Source organism: Paraburkholderia sp. AV2 (assembly GCF_054968425.1).
In genome coordinates this window covers 128,614-146,243 of sequence record NZ_JBANLK010000005.1, presented here as the reverse complement: position 1 = coordinate 146,243, position 17,630 = coordinate 128,614, and the positions used below count along the sequence as shown (strand labels likewise).

At 64.8% G+C, this 17,630-nt stretch carries 17 protein-coding genes; 14 read left to right on the top strand and 3 right to left on the bottom strand.

Annotation, left to right across the window (positions count from 1 at the left end):
- Positions 1 to 236: 236 nt before the first annotated feature.
- The 12 genes from V8683_RS05945 to V8683_RS05890 all read left to right on the top strand — a co-directional run bounded on the left by V8683_RS05945 (position 237) and on the right by V8683_RS05890 (position 12,341).
- A complete protein-coding gene (locus V8683_RS05945; RefSeq protein ID WP_411189397.1) occupies positions 237 to 1,136 on the top strand; it encodes a CoA transferase subunit A in 900 nt (299 codons plus the stop codon).
- Complete coding sequence (locus V8683_RS05940; protein ID WP_411189398.1) at positions 1,133 to 1,939, top strand: CoA-transferase subunit beta; 807 nt, start codon at positions 1,133 to 1,135, stop codon at positions 1,937 to 1,939. The genes V8683_RS05945 and V8683_RS05940 overlap by 4 nt, the downstream gene beginning before the upstream one ends.
- A 93-nt stretch (positions 1,940 to 2,032) precedes the next feature.
- Entirely contained in the window at positions 2,033 to 3,220 is a 1,188-nt protein-coding gene (locus tag V8683_RS05935; protein WP_411189399.1) for a CaiB/BaiF CoA transferase family protein, read from the top strand.
- 54 nt (positions 3,221 to 3,274) lie between these two features.
- Complete coding sequence (locus tag V8683_RS05930) at positions 3,275 to 4,789, top strand: sugar ABC transporter ATP-binding protein (protein ID WP_411189400.1); 1,515 nt, start codon at positions 3,275 to 3,277, stop codon at positions 4,787 to 4,789.
- Positions 4,782 to 5,783, top strand: coding sequence for an ABC transporter permease (locus V8683_RS05925; RefSeq protein WP_411189401.1), 1,002 nt, complete (start codon positions 4,782 to 4,784; stop codon positions 5,781 to 5,783). Before V8683_RS05930 ends, V8683_RS05925 begins: the two co-directional genes overlap by 8 nt.
- A 15-nt stretch (positions 5,784 to 5,798) precedes the next feature.
- On the top strand, positions 5,799 to 6,830 hold the full coding sequence (locus tag V8683_RS05920; RefSeq protein ID WP_411189402.1) for a substrate-binding domain-containing protein: 1,032 nt from the start codon (positions 5,799 to 5,801) through the stop codon (positions 6,828 to 6,830).
- 50 nt (positions 6,831 to 6,880) lie between these two features.
- Positions 6,881 to 7,906, top strand: a complete 1,026-nt coding sequence (locus V8683_RS05915; protein ID WP_411189403.1) for a hypothetical protein — start codon at positions 6,881 to 6,883, stop codon at positions 7,904 to 7,906.
- Positions 7,903 to 8,910 carry an ABC transporter permease gene (locus V8683_RS05910; RefSeq protein ID WP_411189404.1) on the top strand — a complete coding sequence of 336 codons (1,008 nt, stop codon included), beginning with the start codon at positions 7,903 to 7,905 and terminating at the stop codon, positions 8,908 to 8,910. The genes V8683_RS05915 and V8683_RS05910 overlap by 4 nt, the downstream gene beginning before the upstream one ends.
- Positions 8,911 to 8,915: 5 nt before the next feature.
- Positions 8,916 to 9,707, top strand: a complete 792-nt coding sequence (locus tag V8683_RS05905) for an ATP-binding cassette domain-containing protein (RefSeq protein ID WP_411189405.1) — start codon at positions 8,916 to 8,918, stop codon at positions 9,705 to 9,707.
- 14 nt (positions 9,708 to 9,721) lie between these two features.
- Positions 9,722 to 10,651: a CoA transferase subunit A gene (locus tag V8683_RS05900; protein ID WP_411189406.1), complete on the top strand. Its 930-nt coding sequence runs from the start codon at positions 9,722 to 9,724 to the stop codon at positions 10,649 to 10,651.
- On the top strand, positions 10,644 to 11,408 hold the full coding sequence (locus V8683_RS05895; RefSeq protein WP_411189407.1) for a CoA-transferase subunit beta: 765 nt from the start codon (positions 10,644 to 10,646) through the stop codon (positions 11,406 to 11,408). The genes V8683_RS05900 and V8683_RS05895 overlap by 8 nt, the downstream gene beginning before the upstream one ends.
- Before the next feature lie 39 nt (positions 11,409 to 11,447).
- Positions 11,448 to 12,341 carry a CoA-transferase gene (locus V8683_RS05890; protein ID WP_411189408.1) on the top strand — a complete coding sequence of 298 codons (894 nt, stop codon included), beginning with the start codon at positions 11,448 to 11,450 and terminating at the stop codon, positions 12,339 to 12,341.
- Positions 12,342 to 12,436: 95 nt separating this feature from the next.
- On the opposite strand, the gene V8683_RS05885 is transcribed toward V8683_RS05890, so the two are convergent.
- From V8683_RS05885 to V8683_RS05875, 3 genes are read right to left on the bottom strand one after another with little or no spacing between them, the layout of a single operon-like run.
- A complete protein-coding gene (locus V8683_RS05885; RefSeq protein ID WP_411189409.1) occupies positions 12,437 to 13,258 on the bottom strand; it encodes a hypothetical protein in 822 nt (273 codons plus the stop codon).
- Complete coding sequence (locus V8683_RS05880) at positions 13,255 to 14,151, bottom strand: CoA transferase subunit A (RefSeq protein ID WP_411189410.1); 897 nt, start codon at positions 14,149 to 14,151, stop codon at positions 13,255 to 13,257. Before V8683_RS05880 ends, V8683_RS05885 begins: the two co-directional genes overlap by 4 nt.
- Before the next feature lie 59 nt (positions 14,152 to 14,210).
- Positions 14,211 to 15,224, bottom strand: coding sequence for a sugar ABC transporter substrate-binding protein (locus V8683_RS05875; RefSeq protein ID WP_411189411.1), 1,014 nt, complete (start codon positions 15,222 to 15,224; stop codon positions 14,211 to 14,213).
- A gap of 75 nt (positions 15,225 to 15,299) precedes the next feature.
- Between V8683_RS05875 and V8683_RS05870 the strand changes: the two genes are divergently transcribed.
- Positions 15,300 to 16,433 carry a CoA transferase subunit A gene (locus V8683_RS05870; RefSeq protein ID WP_411189412.1) on the top strand — a complete coding sequence of 378 codons (1,134 nt, stop codon included), beginning with the start codon at positions 15,300 to 15,302 and terminating at the stop codon, positions 16,431 to 16,433.
- Positions 16,430 to 17,254, top strand: coding sequence for a CoA-transferase (locus tag V8683_RS05865; RefSeq protein WP_411189413.1), 825 nt, complete (start codon positions 16,430 to 16,432; stop codon positions 17,252 to 17,254). The genes V8683_RS05870 and V8683_RS05865 overlap by 4 nt, the downstream gene beginning before the upstream one ends.
- The last annotated feature ends 376 nt before the right edge of the window (positions 17,255 to 17,630 follow it).

Below are 17,630 nucleotides of genomic sequence, written 5' to 3'. Positions count from 1 at the left end.
TCGCCAAAACGAATCGAAGCCGTCGTGCGAGATCGGCGCGCCTCGAACAGGGCATGCACACCCGTGCAGCCGATTGGATAAGGATCCACGGCCCTGCGCGCAAACCCTTTCTTGACACAAAATAAAAACGTTTCTATAGTCGGCTTCAACGTTAATAAAAACGTTTCTTTCGCAGGAAAAGACGCATTCGAGGATTTTTTCGATGCGCGGAAAGAAGCGGCTTATCAAGAGCAAGCATGCGAGACAAACTGGTACGCCTGTCGGAGGCCATCGCCCGTATTCCTGGAGGCAGCAGCATTGCGCTGGGCGGCAACATCATGCGTCGTCAGCCGAATGCAGCGGTGCGCGAACTGATCCGTCAGAGGATCGGCGAGCTCACGGTGTACGCCTTCGCGACCGGTTTCTCTGTCGACATGCTTGCCGCTGCCCGTCTGCTCAGGCGCTTCGAGGGCGCCTATGTCGGCATGTTCTGGCACGGGCTCGCACCGAATTTCCGCCGCGCGGTGGAGTCGGGGGAGGTGGAAGTCCGCGATTTCCCGGAATCCTCGATCGTGGCCCGCTTTCTTGCCGCTGCTCACGGCACGAGCTTCATGCCTGTGAAAGCGATCCTCGGCACCGACATGGCACGTCAGGACAACTCGATCGTCACCGAGTTCGCGTGCCCGTTTACCGGCGAGCCGTATGCAGCAGTGCGCGCCATCGACGCGGATTTCACCATCATTCACGGCTATGCGGCCGATTGCTTTGGCAACGTGCAATGGCCTGTCGCACGTGATGCTGATGACATCGACCAGATCATCGCGCGCGGATCGCGCCGCCTGATCGTGACGGTCGAGCGCATCGTCTCGCATGACGCCGTCCGGGCAACGCCCAATCTCACCTACATCCCGGCCGAATGGGTCGAGGCCGTAGTCGAGACGCCTTTCGGCGCGCATCCTCTCGCATGCGACACGATTCACGACGAGGACGAAGCGCATCTGCGCGACTACGTCGACCAGTGCTCGGGCGACGCCGGCGCGCGCGACTATCTGCAGCGCTATGTGTTCGGCGCACACTCGCATGACGGTTATCTCGCGCAATGTGGCGGCGTCGAGGCGCTGACCGGCCGGCTCGCTGTGCACGCGGAGCCGCGATGAGCCCGACTTTCACCATCAACGAACTGATGGCGTGCGTGATCGCCCGCGAGATCAGTGACGACGATCTCGTGTTCGTCGGCGTTGGCACGGCAGGGCGGCCTTTCACGCTCGCAGTCGGCATTCCTGTCGCCGCCACGCGTCTTGCACAGCTCGATCATGCGCCGCATGCGTCGCTCTACTGGGGCAATCTGCTCGGTCCCGATCTCGGGAGGATGCCGGCGGTCTGGCAGCAGGACGCGTTCACGCGCTGGCCTTGCGCGGCACAGCTCACCGAAACGTCGCAGAAGATCGACATGCTCGGCCGCGGCCGCTTCGACGTATCGTTCGAATCGGCGGCGCAGATCGATCGTTTCGGCAACCTGAATATCACGCGCATCGACGACGAAGCGGGCGCGTTGCACAAACGGCTGATTGGCTGTCTCGCACAGCCCGAGCACCTCGCATTCGTGCGCAAACCGATCATCGTCGCCGACCTGGGACGGCGCACATTCGTCGAAGCGGTGGACTACGTGACGAGTTTCGGACATCAGCGCAATGGCGTGCGTCGCAAGTACTACGCGCTTCCCGGACCGGGTCCGCAGTTGTGCGTTACCGACAAGGCAGTGTTCGATTTCTCGGGTGCAGGCGGTGCGATGCGGCTGCGCTCGCTGCATCCCGGCGTGACGCGCGACGAGGTTCGCGCGCTGATGGGTTTCGAGGTGGAGGCGTCCTCCGATCTGACCGTGACGCCTGAGCCATCGAGCGAACAGCTTGAGGTCATACGTTCGCAAATCGATCCCGGGCACGCGCTGCTGCGCGCCTGAGCAGCCCGCATGCGTGCGTGCGCGCACGTGCAGGGCTATCGCAAACGACCGCTGCCACGCGTGGAGCAGGGCAGCCAACAGGACGGAGAACCCATGTCGCAACCGCTCTCGGAACTCAAGGTGCTCGATCTTTCGCGCTTTATCGCCGGGCCGCATTGCGCCAGTGTGCTGGGCGATCTGGGCGCGGACGTGGTGAAGGTCGAGCGTCCGCGACAAGGAGACGACAGCCGTGCGCTCGAGCCGAATATCGAGGGCGAGAGCGTTTATTTCCTGATGTTCAATCGCAACAAGCGGGGCATTACCCTGGACTTTCGGAACCCGGCTGCACAGGACCTGCTTCGACGTCTGGCGTGCGAAGCCGATGTGCTGATCGAAAACTTTCGCCCCGGCACGATGGAGAAGATGGGGTGTGGGTGGGACGACCTGCATGCGCTCAATCCGCGTCTCGTGATGGCCCGCATCTCGGGCTATGGACAATCCGGTCCGCGCGCTGGCGAACCGTGTTTCGACGGCATCGCGCAGGCGAATTCCGGGTTGATGGACCTGACCGGTTCGCCCGACGGACCGCCGACCATGGCGGGTACCTTCGTGGTGGACTACAGCACTGCGCTCTATGCATGCGTCGGCATTCTCGCTGCGATCGAAGAGCGGCGGCGGACCGGTGAAGGACAACTCGTCGACGCGAGCCTGATGGGCGCGGCCACGTCGCTGCTGATGACCGCGATTCCCGAGTATGTGGTCAAGGGCACGCTGCTCACGCGCACGGGCAACCGGGATCGCTATACGGCGCCTTCGAACACCTTCCGTGCGGCGGATGGCAAATGGGTGCACGTGATCGCGGGCGGCGAGCCGATGTTCAAACGCTTCGCGGCATTGATCGGCCGCCCCGATCTACTCGGCGATTCACGCTTCTCGACGCTTGCCGCGCGCCGCGCGAATGTCGAAGCCGTCGAGGCGATTGCTGCCGAATGGGTTGCGAGCCTGCCCGCGGAGGAAGCGGCGCGCCGCCTGAATGCTGCGGAGCTGCCTGCCGCCAGAGTCGCGAGCATCGCGGACATTGTGGCGGACCCGCTGATGCGGGAGGCCGCCTACATCGTGGATGTCGAGCATCCGAAAGCGGGCCCGGTGCCGATGCACGGGCAGGCGGTACGGGTGGGCGACCACCCGCCCGCATTCGCGCCGCCGCCGCTGCTTGGGCAGCATGTCGACGAAGTGCTGTCCGGCTGGCTCGGCCTGTCGCCGGACGAAATCTCTGCGCTGCGCGAAGCAGGCGTGGTGTAGGCCGAAACGCGTGTGAACTGACCGCGCAAAGCGGCAGGCAAACCAGGAGGAGGTATGACGGAGGCGGTAGAGCTGCTGTCCGCGCGCTCGATTACGAAGCGCTTCGCGAACAACACGGTGCTGAGCGAGGTGTCGCTCGACGTCAAGTCCGGCGAGGTGCATGCGTTGATCGGCGAGAACGGCGCAGGCAAATCGACCTTGATGAACATCCTGAGCGGCGCGTTGCCGCCGAGCGCGGGAGAGATTCACGTCGACGGCCGCGCGCAGCGTTTTCGCGATCCGGGCGAAGCGCTCAGTGTCGGCATCGCGATGATGCACCAGGAGCCGAAGGTCGCCGAAGCGCTGAGCGTGGCGGAGAACGTGCTGATGGGACGCCTGCCTGCGCGGCGCGGCGGATGGCTCGACGCGGCGTCGATGCGCGCGCGGGTCGAGGCGGCGTTGCAGGACGTGGGTGCGTCCTTCGGCGCGGCGGAAACGGTGGGCCGGCTCAGCGTTGCGCAGCGGCAACTGGTCCAGCTCGCGAAGGCGATCACGCAGAACGCGCGCGTCATCGTGCTCGACGAACCGACCGCAAGCCTCACGCCGGTCGAAACCCGCGTGCTGTTTTCGGTAATGCGGCGGCTGAGCGCGCGCGGCGTCGCGTTCATCTACATCTCCCACCACCTCGACGAGATCTTCGACATCGCCCAGCGCGTGACCGTGCTGCGGGACGGACGCAACGTCGTCACGAAGGCAGTGCCCGACACGACGAGAGACGAACTGATCTGCCTGATGGTCGGCCGCGACCTCGGTTCGCACTTTCCACCGCGCCGCGTAGCGCATCCCGGCGAACCCGTGCTCGAGACAAGAAGCCTGAGCGGGCCCGGTTTCTCGGACGTGTCGTTGTGTCTGCGGCGCGGCGAGATCGTCGGTATGGCCGGACTCGTCGGCGCGGGGCGCACCGAACTCGCTCGCGTGCTGTGCGGCGCCGAGCGCGCGACCCACGGCGACCTGCTGCTCGACGGGCAGGCAGTGACCTTCCGGAACCCGGCGCAGGCCGTCGCGCGCGGCATTGCCTACCTGGCCGAAGACCGTCGCGATTCCGTGCTGCGCCCGCTGTCGATCCAGCAGAACATCACGCTCGCCGCGCGCCGATCGGTGGCGCGCGCGGGTTTCATCGATGCAGCCGGCGAGCGTCGCGAAGCGCAATCGTATGTCGGCAAGCTGCGGATCCGGACGACCTCGGTCGAGCAGCCTGCCGGCCAGTTGAGCGGCGGCAACCAGCAGAAATGCGTGATCGCCCGCTGGCTGATGCAGGGCTCGCGCGTGCTGATCTTCGACGAACCCACACGCGGTATCGACGTCGGTGCGAAGCGCGAGATTTATACCCTCATCCACGAGCTGGCGGACCAGGGCTACGCGATTCTGATGATCTCGTCCGAGCTGCCCGAGGTCATCAGCATCAGCGATCGCATTCTGGTGATGTGCGAAGGCCGCATGCGCGGCGAACTGATCGCCGCCGAGGCCACGGAAGACGCCGTGATCCAGCTCGCGGTCCCGAACAGTCGGAGCGAAACCCGTCATGTCTGAGCTCGAACCCGAATCGAACGTCGCGGCCCTGTCGCAACATGCGCCGGCAGCTCAGCCGGGATGGCTGCGCAGGATGCTTGCGCACAGCGTCACCTGGAGCAACCTGATCGCGCTGGCCGCGCTGCTCGTGATCGGCGGCATTCTCTCGCCGCATTTCCTCAGCATCGTCAACATCTTCAACGTGCTGCGCGGCTCCAGCATGGTAGGGATCGTCAGCATCGGCATGACCTTCGTGATTCTCAACCGCGGGCTCGACCTCTCGGTCGGCTCGCTCGTCGGCGTGTCGGGTGTGCTGATGGCGGGGCTCGTGTCGAAAGGCGCGCTCGGCTGGGCAGTCGTTCCGCTGCTCGCCACGGCTGCGCTCGGCGTCGTGAACGGCGTGCTGATCACGACGATGCGCCTGCAGCCCTTTATCGCGACGCTCGGCATGATGATTTTCGCGCGCGGTCTCGTCTACACGTATTCCGACGGCAGCCCGGTCGTCGTGTCGCAGATGCCCGCCGCGGTGGCGTTTCTCGGTTCGGGGTACATCGGTCCCGTGCCGGTCCCGGTGATCGTGTTCGCGCTGTGCGCGGTAATCGGCCACGTCGTGCTGCGCCATACCGTCTTTGGCCGCGAGATCTACGCGGTCGGCGCGAACGAGGAGGCGGCACGGCTGTCCGGCATCCGTACCCGCACGGTGCAGATCTGGGTGTACGCGGTCAGCGGTCTGCTCGCGGGCCTGGGCGGACTGGTGCTGACCGGGCGCCTCGGGGTCGGCGATCCGAATTCGGGGCAGCTCTACGAGCTCGACGCGATCGCAGCTTGCCTGATCGGCGGTACGACGTTCGACGGCGGCGTCGGCTCCGTGCGCGGTACCGTGATCGGCGTGCTGATTCTCGCGTTCCTCTCGAACATCCTGAACCTCATCGGCATCTCGCCTTACTCGCAGATGCTCCTCAAGGGCGTGATCATCATCGTGGCGGTCATCGTCAGCGTCATTCGCAAACGCTAGATATCGGAGTCAAGCATGTCCACAAACAAACCGACGTTCGCCCTCAACCGGCGGCAGCTTCTCAAACTCGGCGCGATGAGCTTTGGCGGCGTGGCGCTCTCGCCGTGGCTCGCGACGCTCGCGCACGCGCAGTCGCCCGTGGCGGGCAAAACCATCGGCTTCTCGCAGTCGTACGTGACCACCGAGTGGATCCGCGAACAGCGTGAAGGCGTGGTGGATACCGCCACGAAACTCGGTCTGAAGACCGTCGTGCTCGACGCGGCCAACAGCCCCGCGAAGCAGGTCAGCGATCTCGAGGATCTCGTCACGCGAGGTGTCGACGCGATACTGATCAGCACGTACTTCTCGGAGGCCATCACCCCTGCGGTACTCGAAATCAATCGCGCGGGCATCCCTGTGATCGTATTGAGTTCGGGGCTGGTGGGCGGTGCGAAATGGAGTGTGTATCTGAGCGTCGATACGCTCGCCTCGGCGCGCGCCGCTGGCCAGTATTTCGTCGACCGGTTGAAAGGGCAGGGCACCGTGATCGAGATCGACGGTTCGCCCGGTTCGACCGTCAACCAGGCGCGCGGCCAGGGATGGCACGAGGTCGTGGACAAACAGCCGGGCATCAAGGTGGTGGGCCGCGTGATGGCCAACTACGACCGCGCGAAGGCGCTGAAGGGCATGGAAGACATGCTGCAGGCGCATCCGAAGATCGATGCCGTCTACGCGCATTCGGAAGACATGGCGCTCGGCGCGATCCAGGCGATCCGCGAAGCCGGGCGGCAGAAGGAAATGTTCGTGACGGGTTACGACGGCGTTGCCGCGGAAACGCTGAAGGCGATCTACGACGGCGAACTGGCGATGGTCATGTCCTACCACCCGTTCGGGGTGGAAGGCGTCGAGGCTGCCGCACGCGTGCTCGAAAAGAAGCCGACGCCGAACACCATCGCCTTCAAGGCGCCGATGATTTCGCGCGAAAACGTTCTGGAGTACTACGATCCCGCGACGGGCAAGGCGAAGCTCGCGCCTTCGCGTCTGGATGCGATGGGTCTGACTGCCTGAAGCAACCGAAGTCGCACCGTAGCCGCAACTGTAACCGCGAGGTAGAGCGAATGAATACCATGCAACCGCTGTCGCCCTGGCGCGACCTGACCGATCCGCGCCGCGCCGTTGGTGTGGAGGACCTGGAAGCGGGGCTCAAGGAGCCCGTCTTCGAGAATCTGGAGATTCCCGAAGCACTCGGTCCTGTCACCATCACCGTCGACGATCACAAGATCAAGCGTTTCTCGTTCACTCAGGACGACTATCATCCGTGGTATCTGACCGACGGCGCGAGTCCGTTCGGGGGTGCGCGGATCGGTCAGCCATGTCTGCTCGGCAACGACCTGGTGCAGCTCTTCACGACGCGCTACCGCGCGAGCAGGACCGTCGGCTTCCATACCGAGGAGCAGATGTGGTTCGACAGTCCGCTGAAGCTCGGCGAGAAAGTGACGATGTCCGGCAGCTACGTCGAAGCCTACGAACGGCGCGGGCAGGGCTATGTCGTGATGGAGGCGCAGGCGCGCGGCGAGGACGGGCGCAGCATTGTGCGGCATCGCGGCGTTGAGATCCTGCGCACGGTGCCGGGCGCGATCGGCGGACGAGGCAGCGAGACGGCGCCCGAAAAGCGCGTGACCGGCGAGGTGCCGCGCGATGCCCGCGTGATAGACGCGGTGACCGGGGACGCGCGCGTGGGGGACGTGCTGCGGCCGCTGCCGAAGGTCGTGACGGCGGAGCAGGCTGCGGTGTTCTCGCGCATCGGCGAGTACGTTCACAACATCCACAACGATCTGCGTATCGCGCGGGCGGGCGAGTTGCCGACGCTCATCGTGCAGGGCCAGCAGCAGGCGGGGCTCGTCGGCGAAGCGATGGTGCACGCGTTCGGTGCCGCATGGTTCAGCGCGGGCTGGTTCAAGCTCAAGTTCGTCGCACCGCTCGAAGTGTTCGACCCGATTACGATCGCGGGTGTCGTCACCGGTCTCGTGCGTGATGCGGACGGCCGCCGGCGCGCCGAGCTCGAGGTCTGGGTTCGCCGCGCATCGGACGAGCGTCTGACTACGGTCGGGTGGGCGTCGTGTGTCGTGGGAGAAGCCAATTGACTGCGACCCATTCGACTGTCGAGGCGGCGGCGGTGGCCAGTCGCGTCGCACCGTCGCGAGCCATCCTGAATACGTGGCGCACGGAGCTCGGCGTCGGGCTCGGGCTGGTCGCGCTCTTCGTGCTGTTCAGCTTTGTCGCGCCGCACTTCGCGAGCATCGACAACGTCGTGTCGATCCTGACCCAGGTGTCGGTGACGGCAATCATAGCGGTCGGCATGACAATGGTGATCATCGCGGGCGAGATCGATCTGTCCGTTGGCGCGAGCGTGGGATTGTCCGGCACCGTGTTCGCGCTGCTGGTCGTCAAGGAGGGCGTGCCAATGCCGCTGGCCGTTCTGTGCGTGTTGGCGGTCGCAGCGGTGATCGGCCTCTTCATTGGTGGGTTGCGCGTGCTGTGGGGCATTCCTTCCTTTATCACGACGATCGGTCTGCTATCGGCGCTGCGCGGCATTGCCTTCCTGCTCAGCGACAGCACCAATATCGGGCCGATGCCCGATGCGCTCGCGTCCTTGTGGTTCGGCAGCGCACTCGGTCTGCCCGTGCCGGTTCTCATCACGGTCGTGGTTGTGGCGCTGGGGTGGCTGACCTTGTCGCACACCCGTTTCGGCCGTCACCTGTACGCACTCGGGGGCAATCCGGTGACGGCTGCACGCTACGGCATTCGCGTGAACCGGATGCGGCTCTACGTGCTGGTGATCGTGCAGTGCCTTGCGGCGCTCGGCGGCGTCCTCTTCACAGCACGTCTGAACAGCGGCAGCGCGTCGGTTGGCGATTTGCTCGAGCTCGATGTGATCGCTGCGGTGATCGTCGGCGGCACCACGCTGGGGGGAGGCGCGGGGCGCATGGCCGGCACCGTGCTGGGCGTGCTGTTCGTCGCGACGCTGCGCAACGGCATGGTGCTGATGGGCGTCGATCCGGTCCTGTTCATGATCGCGCAGGGCTTCGTCATTATTCTTGCTGTCTGGTGGAGCATGCTCCGCCGCGGCGGCTGGCGTTCGGAGTAGCGGGCATGGACGATCACTTTCTGCTGCGGGCACGCGGGGTCCGCAAGACGTATGGCGCCGTGGAGGCACTGCGCGGCGTCGACTTCCACATCTCGCGCGGCGAGACGGTCGCGCTCGTCGGCGATAACGGCGCGGGCAAGAGCACACTCGTGAAGTTGCTGTCCGGTGCGATCCGCCCGACGGCCGGGACGATCACCTTCGACGGACGCGAGGTCGCGCTCGACAGCACCGATGCGGCGCGCGATCTCGGCATCGAGACCGTCTACCAGGATCTCGGTCTGTGCGCCAACCTGAGCGTTGCCGAGAACATCTATCTCGGACGCGAGCTGGAACGCGGCGTGACGCCGTTCCGCTGGCTTGCGAAGCGCGAGATGCATCGCCGCGCCGCGCACGTGCTGAAGGATCTGTCGATCAACGTGCCGAGCACGTGGGCCAATGTCGCGGGCCTGAGCGGCGGTCAGCGGCAGGCGGTCGCGTTGGCGCGCGCACGTTTGTGGGAGCGCTCGATGATCCTGCTCGACGAACCGACCGCGGCACTCGGCGTGCAGGAGACCAAACGCGCGATGGACAGCGTGCGCCAGATCCGCGCCGAAGGCACAGCGGTGGTGTTGATCACACACAGCATGCCGATGGTGATGGAGATGAGCGACCGGGTGGTTGTCATGCGTCGCGGCGAAAAAGTGGGCGACGTGCCGACGTCGAAGCTCGATGCGGATGCCGTCGTGTCGCTGATCACCGGCGGCACCGAGCGATGGATCGAAGAGCCGCGCGAGTTCGGGCGCGCGGTAGCGGGTTGAATGCGGAGGCGAGCGTGAGCCAAAGCAGAGTGGTATCGATCGATCAGGCGCTCGATGCGATCCGCGACGGCATGTCCGTGACCGCGGGCGGCTTCGCCCATTCGCATCAGCCGATGGCGCTGCTGCGCGGGTTGCTGCGACGATGTCCGCGCGACCTCACGCTGATGGGCGTGGCCGAGTGCTGGGTCGCCGAGTGGATGGCCGCGGCCGGCGCGCTCAGCCGCTTCTACTTCTCGAACTTCATGTTCGAAGGATTCGGGCGTTGTCGGCGCTTTTCCGCGGGCGTGGAGAGCGGCGAGATCGAAGTCGAGGATCACAGTCACTTCGGGATGGTCAACCGGCTGAACGCCGCGGCGATGGGCCTGCCGTTCATGCCGATGAGAGCGATGTCCGGCACCGACATGCTCAACGTGCCGGGATTCGAGCCGGCATCGGGCAAGAGCCGGCTGATCGAGTCGCCGTTCGGCAACGGCCGGGTGCTGGCGGTGTCGCCTCTCAGGCCCGACGTTGCCATCATCCATGCGGCGCGTGCCGACGAAGAAGGTAACGTGCAGCTCTTCGGACCGACCTCCGTGATCGTCGAACAGGCACGGGCCGCGGCGCATGTGATCGTCTCCGTCGAAGAGATCGTGGACACGGCGATCATCCGGCAGCACCCGGAATTCACGATCCTGCCGGCAATGCTCGTCGATGCTGTCGTGCTGGCGCCGTTCGGCGCGCATCCACTCGGCAACTTCGGCTACTACCAGCACGATCACGCGTTTCTCGACGCCTATTACACGGCCTCGCAGTCTGCCGATACGACACACGCGTGGTTGAGCGAATGGATAGATGGCGTGACGGATCACTGGGCCTATCTCGACCGGATCGGCGTCGCGCGGCTGCTGAAACTGCGCGTCGATCCGGCGCTCGGCTACGTTCCCGCGGAGCACGCACATGAGTAACGCGAGTCCAGATGAACTCATGGCCGTCTCGGCGGCCGCCGAAATCCGCAGCAGCGACGTCGCATTCATCGGGACGGGCTTGCCGATGGTCGCCGCGTATCTGGCGAAAGTCACGCACGCGCCGGACGTGAAGCTCGTGTTCGAATCCGGCATCGTTGACCCGCGGCCGCGCGAACTGGCGACTGGCGTGGGCGACTACCGTCTCGCGCATGGCGCGCCGATGGTCGCCGGTACAGCTTACGCACTGAGCCTGCTGCAGGGTGGTGTGATCGATCTGGGTTTTCTCGGCACTGCGGAGATCGACCCCTACGGCAACCTCAATTCCACCGTGATCGGACCGTATCACCGGCCGAAGGTGCGCCTGCCCGGCAGTGGCGGCGCCAATGACATCGCCAGCATGGCGGGCCGGTTTGTCGTGATCTGCCGGCTCGAGCGCAAACGGTTCGTGGAGAAGCTGCAATACCTGACGACGCCCGGATTCCTGAACGGCCCGGGCGCGCGCGAGAACGCCGGCTTGCCGGGAGGCGGTCCGGCCCGCGTGATCACGGATCTCGCAGTGCTCGGCTTCGATCCCGACACGAAGCGGATGCGTATCGAGGCCCTGTATCCGGGCGTCGAGGCGGTCGACGTGCAGGCGCGTTGCAGCTTCGAACTCGGACTCGCACCGCAGGTCATGCGGCTTGCGGCGCCGGACACCCGACAACTGCAGTTGCTGCGCGAAGTGATCGACCCTGGCCACGTGTATGTCGGCCGATAGACCGTATTACGGGCATGCAATCGAACGAGGTAGCGGACCATGACGCAGAACTCGAGGACGCAATCGAAGGTACGGTCGTTGCGCGATGCAGTAGCCGGGATACCCGATGGCGCCACGGTCGCGCTTGGCGGCAGTGGGCTCGTCGGGCGCCCGGTGGCATTGGCCCGGGAACTTGCGCGGCAGCGCAGACGGGCACTGCATCTGCTGTGTTTCGGGATTGGCATCGACGCGCGGCTGCTCGTCGACGCCGGTGCCGTGGAGCGGATCGACTGTGCCGCTGACGAGGACGCGTCTGGCCTTTGCGAAGGTATCCGACGAACGTCGACAGCGCCGATACTCGAACGACACGACGCAGTGGTCATGCGTGCCGCGTTGGGCGCCGGCGCCGGTGGCACTTCGTTCCAGCCTTTGGCCGAAGCGACCGTCGCCGGGGAAGATGCCTGGCTGAAACCGTGCACCTGCCCTTTTTCCGGCGTTGTCGCGGCCTCAGTTGCCGCCGTGCGCCCCAATCTCGCGATCATCCATGCACAACTGGCAGATCGCGACGGCAACGCGCGTCTCGCACCGACGCACATGGGCGACGACGTCGACCTGCTGCTGGCGCGCGCCGCTACGACCGTCATCGTCTCTGTCGAACAGATCGTCAGCCGCGAGACGATTGCGGCGCTCGCAAGCCAACCGCTTCTCGATGCGGCGAAAGTGTCCTGCGTGGTCGAAGCCCCGTACGGCGCGTGGCCATACGGATTCGGAGCGCGTTACCGCAGCGACGACGCGATGTGCGACGAGTTCTCCCGCGCCGCACGTTGCGAAGACAGCTTCGCGGGCTGGCTGCGAGAAAGCGCGTTAGGCGAGCCGGATCACGATGCGTGCCTCCAGCGTATCGGAGCCCGTCGTCTGCTGGCGCTTGCCACGCAGCTCTACGCGAAGGCGTGAGCCGCGTCGCGCGCGGCGCTTGCGTGCGTAGCGATGCGACCGCATGGCGCGCGCGAGGCTCGCACACCGGGCGGGCCGGCGTGCGGACCCCGACGTCAGTCCGCGCGCAACCGCAGGATGTTGCGCGGATCGACAGACTCGCGCAGCAGCCGCAGCTCTTCGGTGCTGGGCGCTTCGGTCACTGGCACGGCGGAAAGATCACCAAGGTCGAACCCGGTTGCTGCCCGCAGTTCGTCGGCCGATACGCCGGCATGGATGGAGTGCACGCGAATCCGGCCCGCCTCGCGGTCGAAGTCGAAGACGCAGCGCGGGGTGATAACGAAGCAGGGGCCGCCGCTGTCGAGCCCGAGCGCGCGCCGTCCCGCCTCTCCCCCTGGATAGCCGACGCCTGATACGTAGTCGACTTTCTCGACGAAATTGCGGCGCTCGTGGTGCGGCATCATCACGTATTCGCGGCCGAACAGGGTCATGTGTTCCGGCTGCAGGATCGGCCCGACGAGTCTGACTTTCGGGTGTTCGTAAGGACCCACGCAGACACTGTTGATGTTGCCCACCACGTCGACCTGGACCGCGCTGCTGAAGCCAAAGCGGACGTCGCCGCGCTTGAGTGCCCACTGGCCCGGATAGTCGATGGTCTGCGCTTCGCAGGCGAGATCGCGCAGTTGCGCATCGTGCTCGGAATCGGGCAGCCGATCGAGTTCGTCCAGAACAGGGTTGTGATAGCAGCCGGCCAGCAGGATCGTCAGATTGGGGGCGTGCGAGCGTCGCGCCAGCTCCATTGCAGCGAGCGGAATCGAGGTGCCGTAGATCGCGGCCGCGGCGCCGGTCAGCAGACCGGTGAAGCCGACTTCGCCGTCGACGAACGTGCGCGACAGAACGACGGCGAGTGTTTCGTGAAGGGTAGGTGCCTGGTTCATAGCAGGGAGTCGATGTCGGACAGGCGTGCGATGCGGGCGGCACCGACGCGTTGCAGATAGTCGTCGTGCGAAGCGGGTTCGAAGACGTAGCGTTGCAGATAGTCGTCAAACGTCGCAGCGCTCTCGGCGGCCTGCGCGTATTCCGCCATGTGTTCCTCGTCGGCAAGATAGCGCGACAGCAGCGGCGTGGGATGTGCGCCCCACGGTACTTCGACGACAGCCGTGGTCCGGTAGGCCGGCACCTCGACGAGTCTTGCGTGGCGACGGATGAACGCCTTCGACACGATCCTTTCCGCGGTGACGATCACCGTGTCGCAGGAGCGGGCCATCAGCACGTCGCCGTTTTGCGGCAACAGCCGGCGCGCGGGGAACACGACGTTGCCCTGCTCATCCGCCGCCACGGCATGAATGACCACCACCTGAGGGTTCGCGGCAGGCAGCGCCTGCATCGGGCGGCCGGTGACCGGACAGGTGAACGGGCGAATGTCCGGGTTGTGCGTGAGCACGTCGTTCCCGCCGAGAAAACCGACCGGCCAGAACGCGAGGCCTTCCTGGTTTGCGCGAAAGCGGTCCCAGCTGCCCATCTCCGGGTAGTCGACGACGCGCAGCGAGCCGTCCTCGGCCCGACGGCGGAAATTGCGCGCGAGGCCGTGTTTTTCGAGCCCGACGTACGATGTTTCGACGGTTGCGAGACAGCCCGCCGCGGCGAGCAGATCCACGTCGTAGCTGTGCGCGGATCCGACGATCGTCAGATTGCGCCGCCGCGCTCGCGCGAGCGCGCGCACGAACGCCATCGGCTTTTGATAGACGGCGAAGCCGCCGAGTGCCAGACGCGCGCCGTCTGGGACCAGCGAGACCGCGTCTTCAAGGGAAATACATTTGTTCTTCAACACGTGAACCTCGTGGTTGGATTCCAGCCTGCTTCCTTATGCTGCTTCCTTGTACTGCTTCATTACGACGCGAGCGACTTCACCAGTGCGAGGTACTGCTTTACCTCGTCAGGCTCGCTCTTTCTGTAGAGCTTGGGCGGCACCAGCACGTAGCGCGGTTCGCTCTTGCCCTGTTTCGCCTGAACGGCGGTTTCCACGGTCAGACGACCAATGCGGTACGGCTGCTGGTCGGCGACCGCAGTGAGATTGTTGGCTGGATCGAGCAGCATGTTCGCAAGTTCCTGGCTCATGTCGATGCCGTACAGTTTCGCCGGCGACTTCGAATGCGTTGCAGCAACCGCTGCGCCCGCAAGCGTTCCTGCGTTCGATGCCCACACGAGCTGCGTATGCGGATTACGCTGCATGATGTTCTCGAAGCCATTTGCTCCCTGTTCCGGCGTGCTGCCCGACACCTCGGCCACCACATCGATCTTGACGCCTTCCAGCCCCTTCAGCACGCCCGAGCGGCGTGGGCCGCTGTTCGCGTTCATCGGCGGCAGCGAGATCAGGCCGATCGTGGCCGCGCCGCCGAGCCGGGACGCGATGTACTGATGCATATCTTCGCCCAGCGCCGATGCGAGTGCAAAGCTGTCGACGCCGACCGAGTGGTTCGCGATCGACTTGTCCGCGAGTTGGGTGTCGTATTCGATCACAAGAATGCCTTTGCTCTTCGCACGCTTTGCCGCCGCAATCGAACTTTGCGCGTCTAGCGGAGGAATGACCAGCGCGTCCACGTCGCGCGTCATGTAGTCGTCGACGAGCTGGCTTTCCACCGGTAGCTGACGCTGGTTCATGCCGACCAGCAGATTCACGTTGTTGTCTTTCGCAGCATCGCGCATGCCCTTCTCGATCTGCTGCCAGTACTGCGAGTCCCGCGCGTAGATGATCGCGCCGATCGTCAACTTGTCTGCGGCACGCACCGGCTTCGCGCCGAGTGCGAGCAGCGTGCCGCCAAGCAGGCTCGCGGCGCCGAGCTTCAGCATGCTGCGACGGCTGATGTCGGTCGAAAGGCATTCGGGTTCGTGATCGGTTTGCATCCTGTCTCCTGGCGTGGCGAGGATCGCTTTCGTGACGACTCGCAACGACCGCGTCGATGTCACGGCGCGGCCTTGATGAGTGAGGTGAACGCGCAGATTCCGAATTGTTCGTCCAATTCTGGTTGCATTCGTTCGTGCAATCAGACAGAATTATCGAAACGTTTTTATTTTCGCGCAAGCTTCCATGTGTCCGGGGTAACCCCAGGCGTCGTCGCAACGGGTGATGGCGGTGGGGCGGACACGTGCTGCATCGGCCGTGGCCGCGCACCGTTGCCATTGCTGAAAATTACGGAGGATAACGAATCGATGAACGATAAGCTCGTTGAACTCGGCGCTGCCTTGCGAGCAGTCAGTTCGGGCAGCACGGTCGCGCTCGGCGGCAGTCTGCTGCGCCGGCAGCCGAATGCCGCCGTGCGCGAGTTGATCCGCAATGGTGTGCGCGACCTGACCGTACAGACCTGGGCGGCAACCACCGCGGTCGACATGCTTGCGGCGGCGGGCGCGTTGCGCCGTTATGAAGGCATCTACGTAGGCATGTTCAGCCATGGCCTCGCACCGAATTTCAGGCGCGGGGTGGAGGCGGGCGAAATCGAGGTGCGCGATTTCTCCGAGACGGCGATGGTCGCGCGGTTTCGGGCAGCTTCGGCCGGGCTGGAATTCATGCCGCTCAAGACATTGCTCGGTTCGGATATCGCGCGCCTCAACCCCGAGCAGTTTCGCGAAATGCGCTGCCCTTTCTCGGGTGCGTCGTTGCACGCGGTGGCGGCCGCGAAAGCTGATTTCACCGTCATTCATGGCTACGTCGGCGACCGCTATGGCAACGTACAGTGGCCGATTGTCCGCGACACCGATGACATCGACCAGATGATCGCGAGTTCGGCAAAGCGGCTCATCGTCACCGTCGAAAAGATCATCCCGCACGAGGAGATTGTCCGCCGGCCGACGTTGACCTACATTCCGGGGCATTGGGTGGAAGCGATTGTCGAGGCTCCGTATGGCGCACATCCCGGGGCATGCGACGCGCACTACAACGAGGACGAAGCGCGGCTGGCCGAGTATCTGACGCGCAGCCGCACGGCTGAAGGTGCGCGGGAGTGGCTCGACGAGTATGTCCACGCGCCTGCTTCGCACGCCGCCTATATCGAGAAGGTTGGCGGTCTCGCCGCGCTGGGGGCGCTCAATGTCACGGGTCACGGAGGTAACGTATGAGCAGGCTTGCCCGGGAGGCCGATCAGCCGTATTCGATGAACGAACTCGTGACGTGCGCGATCGCGAAGCAGATTCGCGATGGCGACCTCGTGTTCGTGGGCGTGGGAACCAACGGCCGCGCGTTCACGCTTGCCGTAGGTATTCCACTCACTGCAGTGCGGCTCGCGCAGATGCTCCATGCGCCCTCAGCGGCGGTCTACTGGGGCAACCTGCTGGAACCTGATCTCAGCAGGGTCTCATCTGACATCAAACAGGACACATTCACCCGCTGGCCCGCCTCGTCGTGCCCCTCCGATACGGGCATCAAGTGCGACATGCTGGCGCGTCAAGCCTTCGACGTGTGTTTCGATTCGGCCGCGCAGATCGACCGGTTCGGCAATCTCAACATCACGGCCATCGGCGACTACCGCAAGCCGTCGGTGCGGCTGGTGGGCTGTCTCGCGCAGCCGGAGCATCTCGCATTCGTGCCTCGGCCTCTCGTGGTCGTCGATCTCGACAGGCGGGTGTTCGTCGATCGTGTCGACTTCATCACGAGCGTGGGGCACTACCAGGGCGGTCGTTCGCGCGAAGAAGTCGGTCTGCCACCCGGCGGCCCTGAACTCGTCATCACCGACAAGGCGATTTTCGACTTCGAGCCGGAGACGAAACAGATGCGCCTCGCGTTGCTGCACCCGGGGGTGACGAAGGAAGAGGTATTCGATCTGATGTCCTTTAGACCCATGGTTCCGGACGTCGTGCTCACGACGCCCGAACCGGACGACGAGCATCTGCGGCTGATCCGCTCGGTCATCGATCCGAACCGCGTGCTGCTGCGCGTGTAGGTACACGCTGCGCAATGCGGCCGGTTGGCTTCCGGCCACGCGCTCACCATGCCGTCGGTCGCGACAGCGCCGAACACTTGTGTACGCGCGAAAGACAGTTAGTGCGCGGGCGTCGCGTTCGAGGACATCATCGCGTGTTTTTCGCCCGTGGTTTCGCCCGCGCGAAACGAATGACATGGCGGTTTATGTCCATCATGAAGGGCGCCTCCGTGCATGGCTCGCGTATCCCTGGCCCGACTGGCATGAAAGTCGCTTACTACGATTTTCGAAAACAAACGCACATCTGGCGACGGAAACGGATTTCGACGCCGCGATCCGCGCCGCGCGCACGCGCCATGTATCGGGACGCCGGGCCAACTGAGCGCACTGTTCCCAT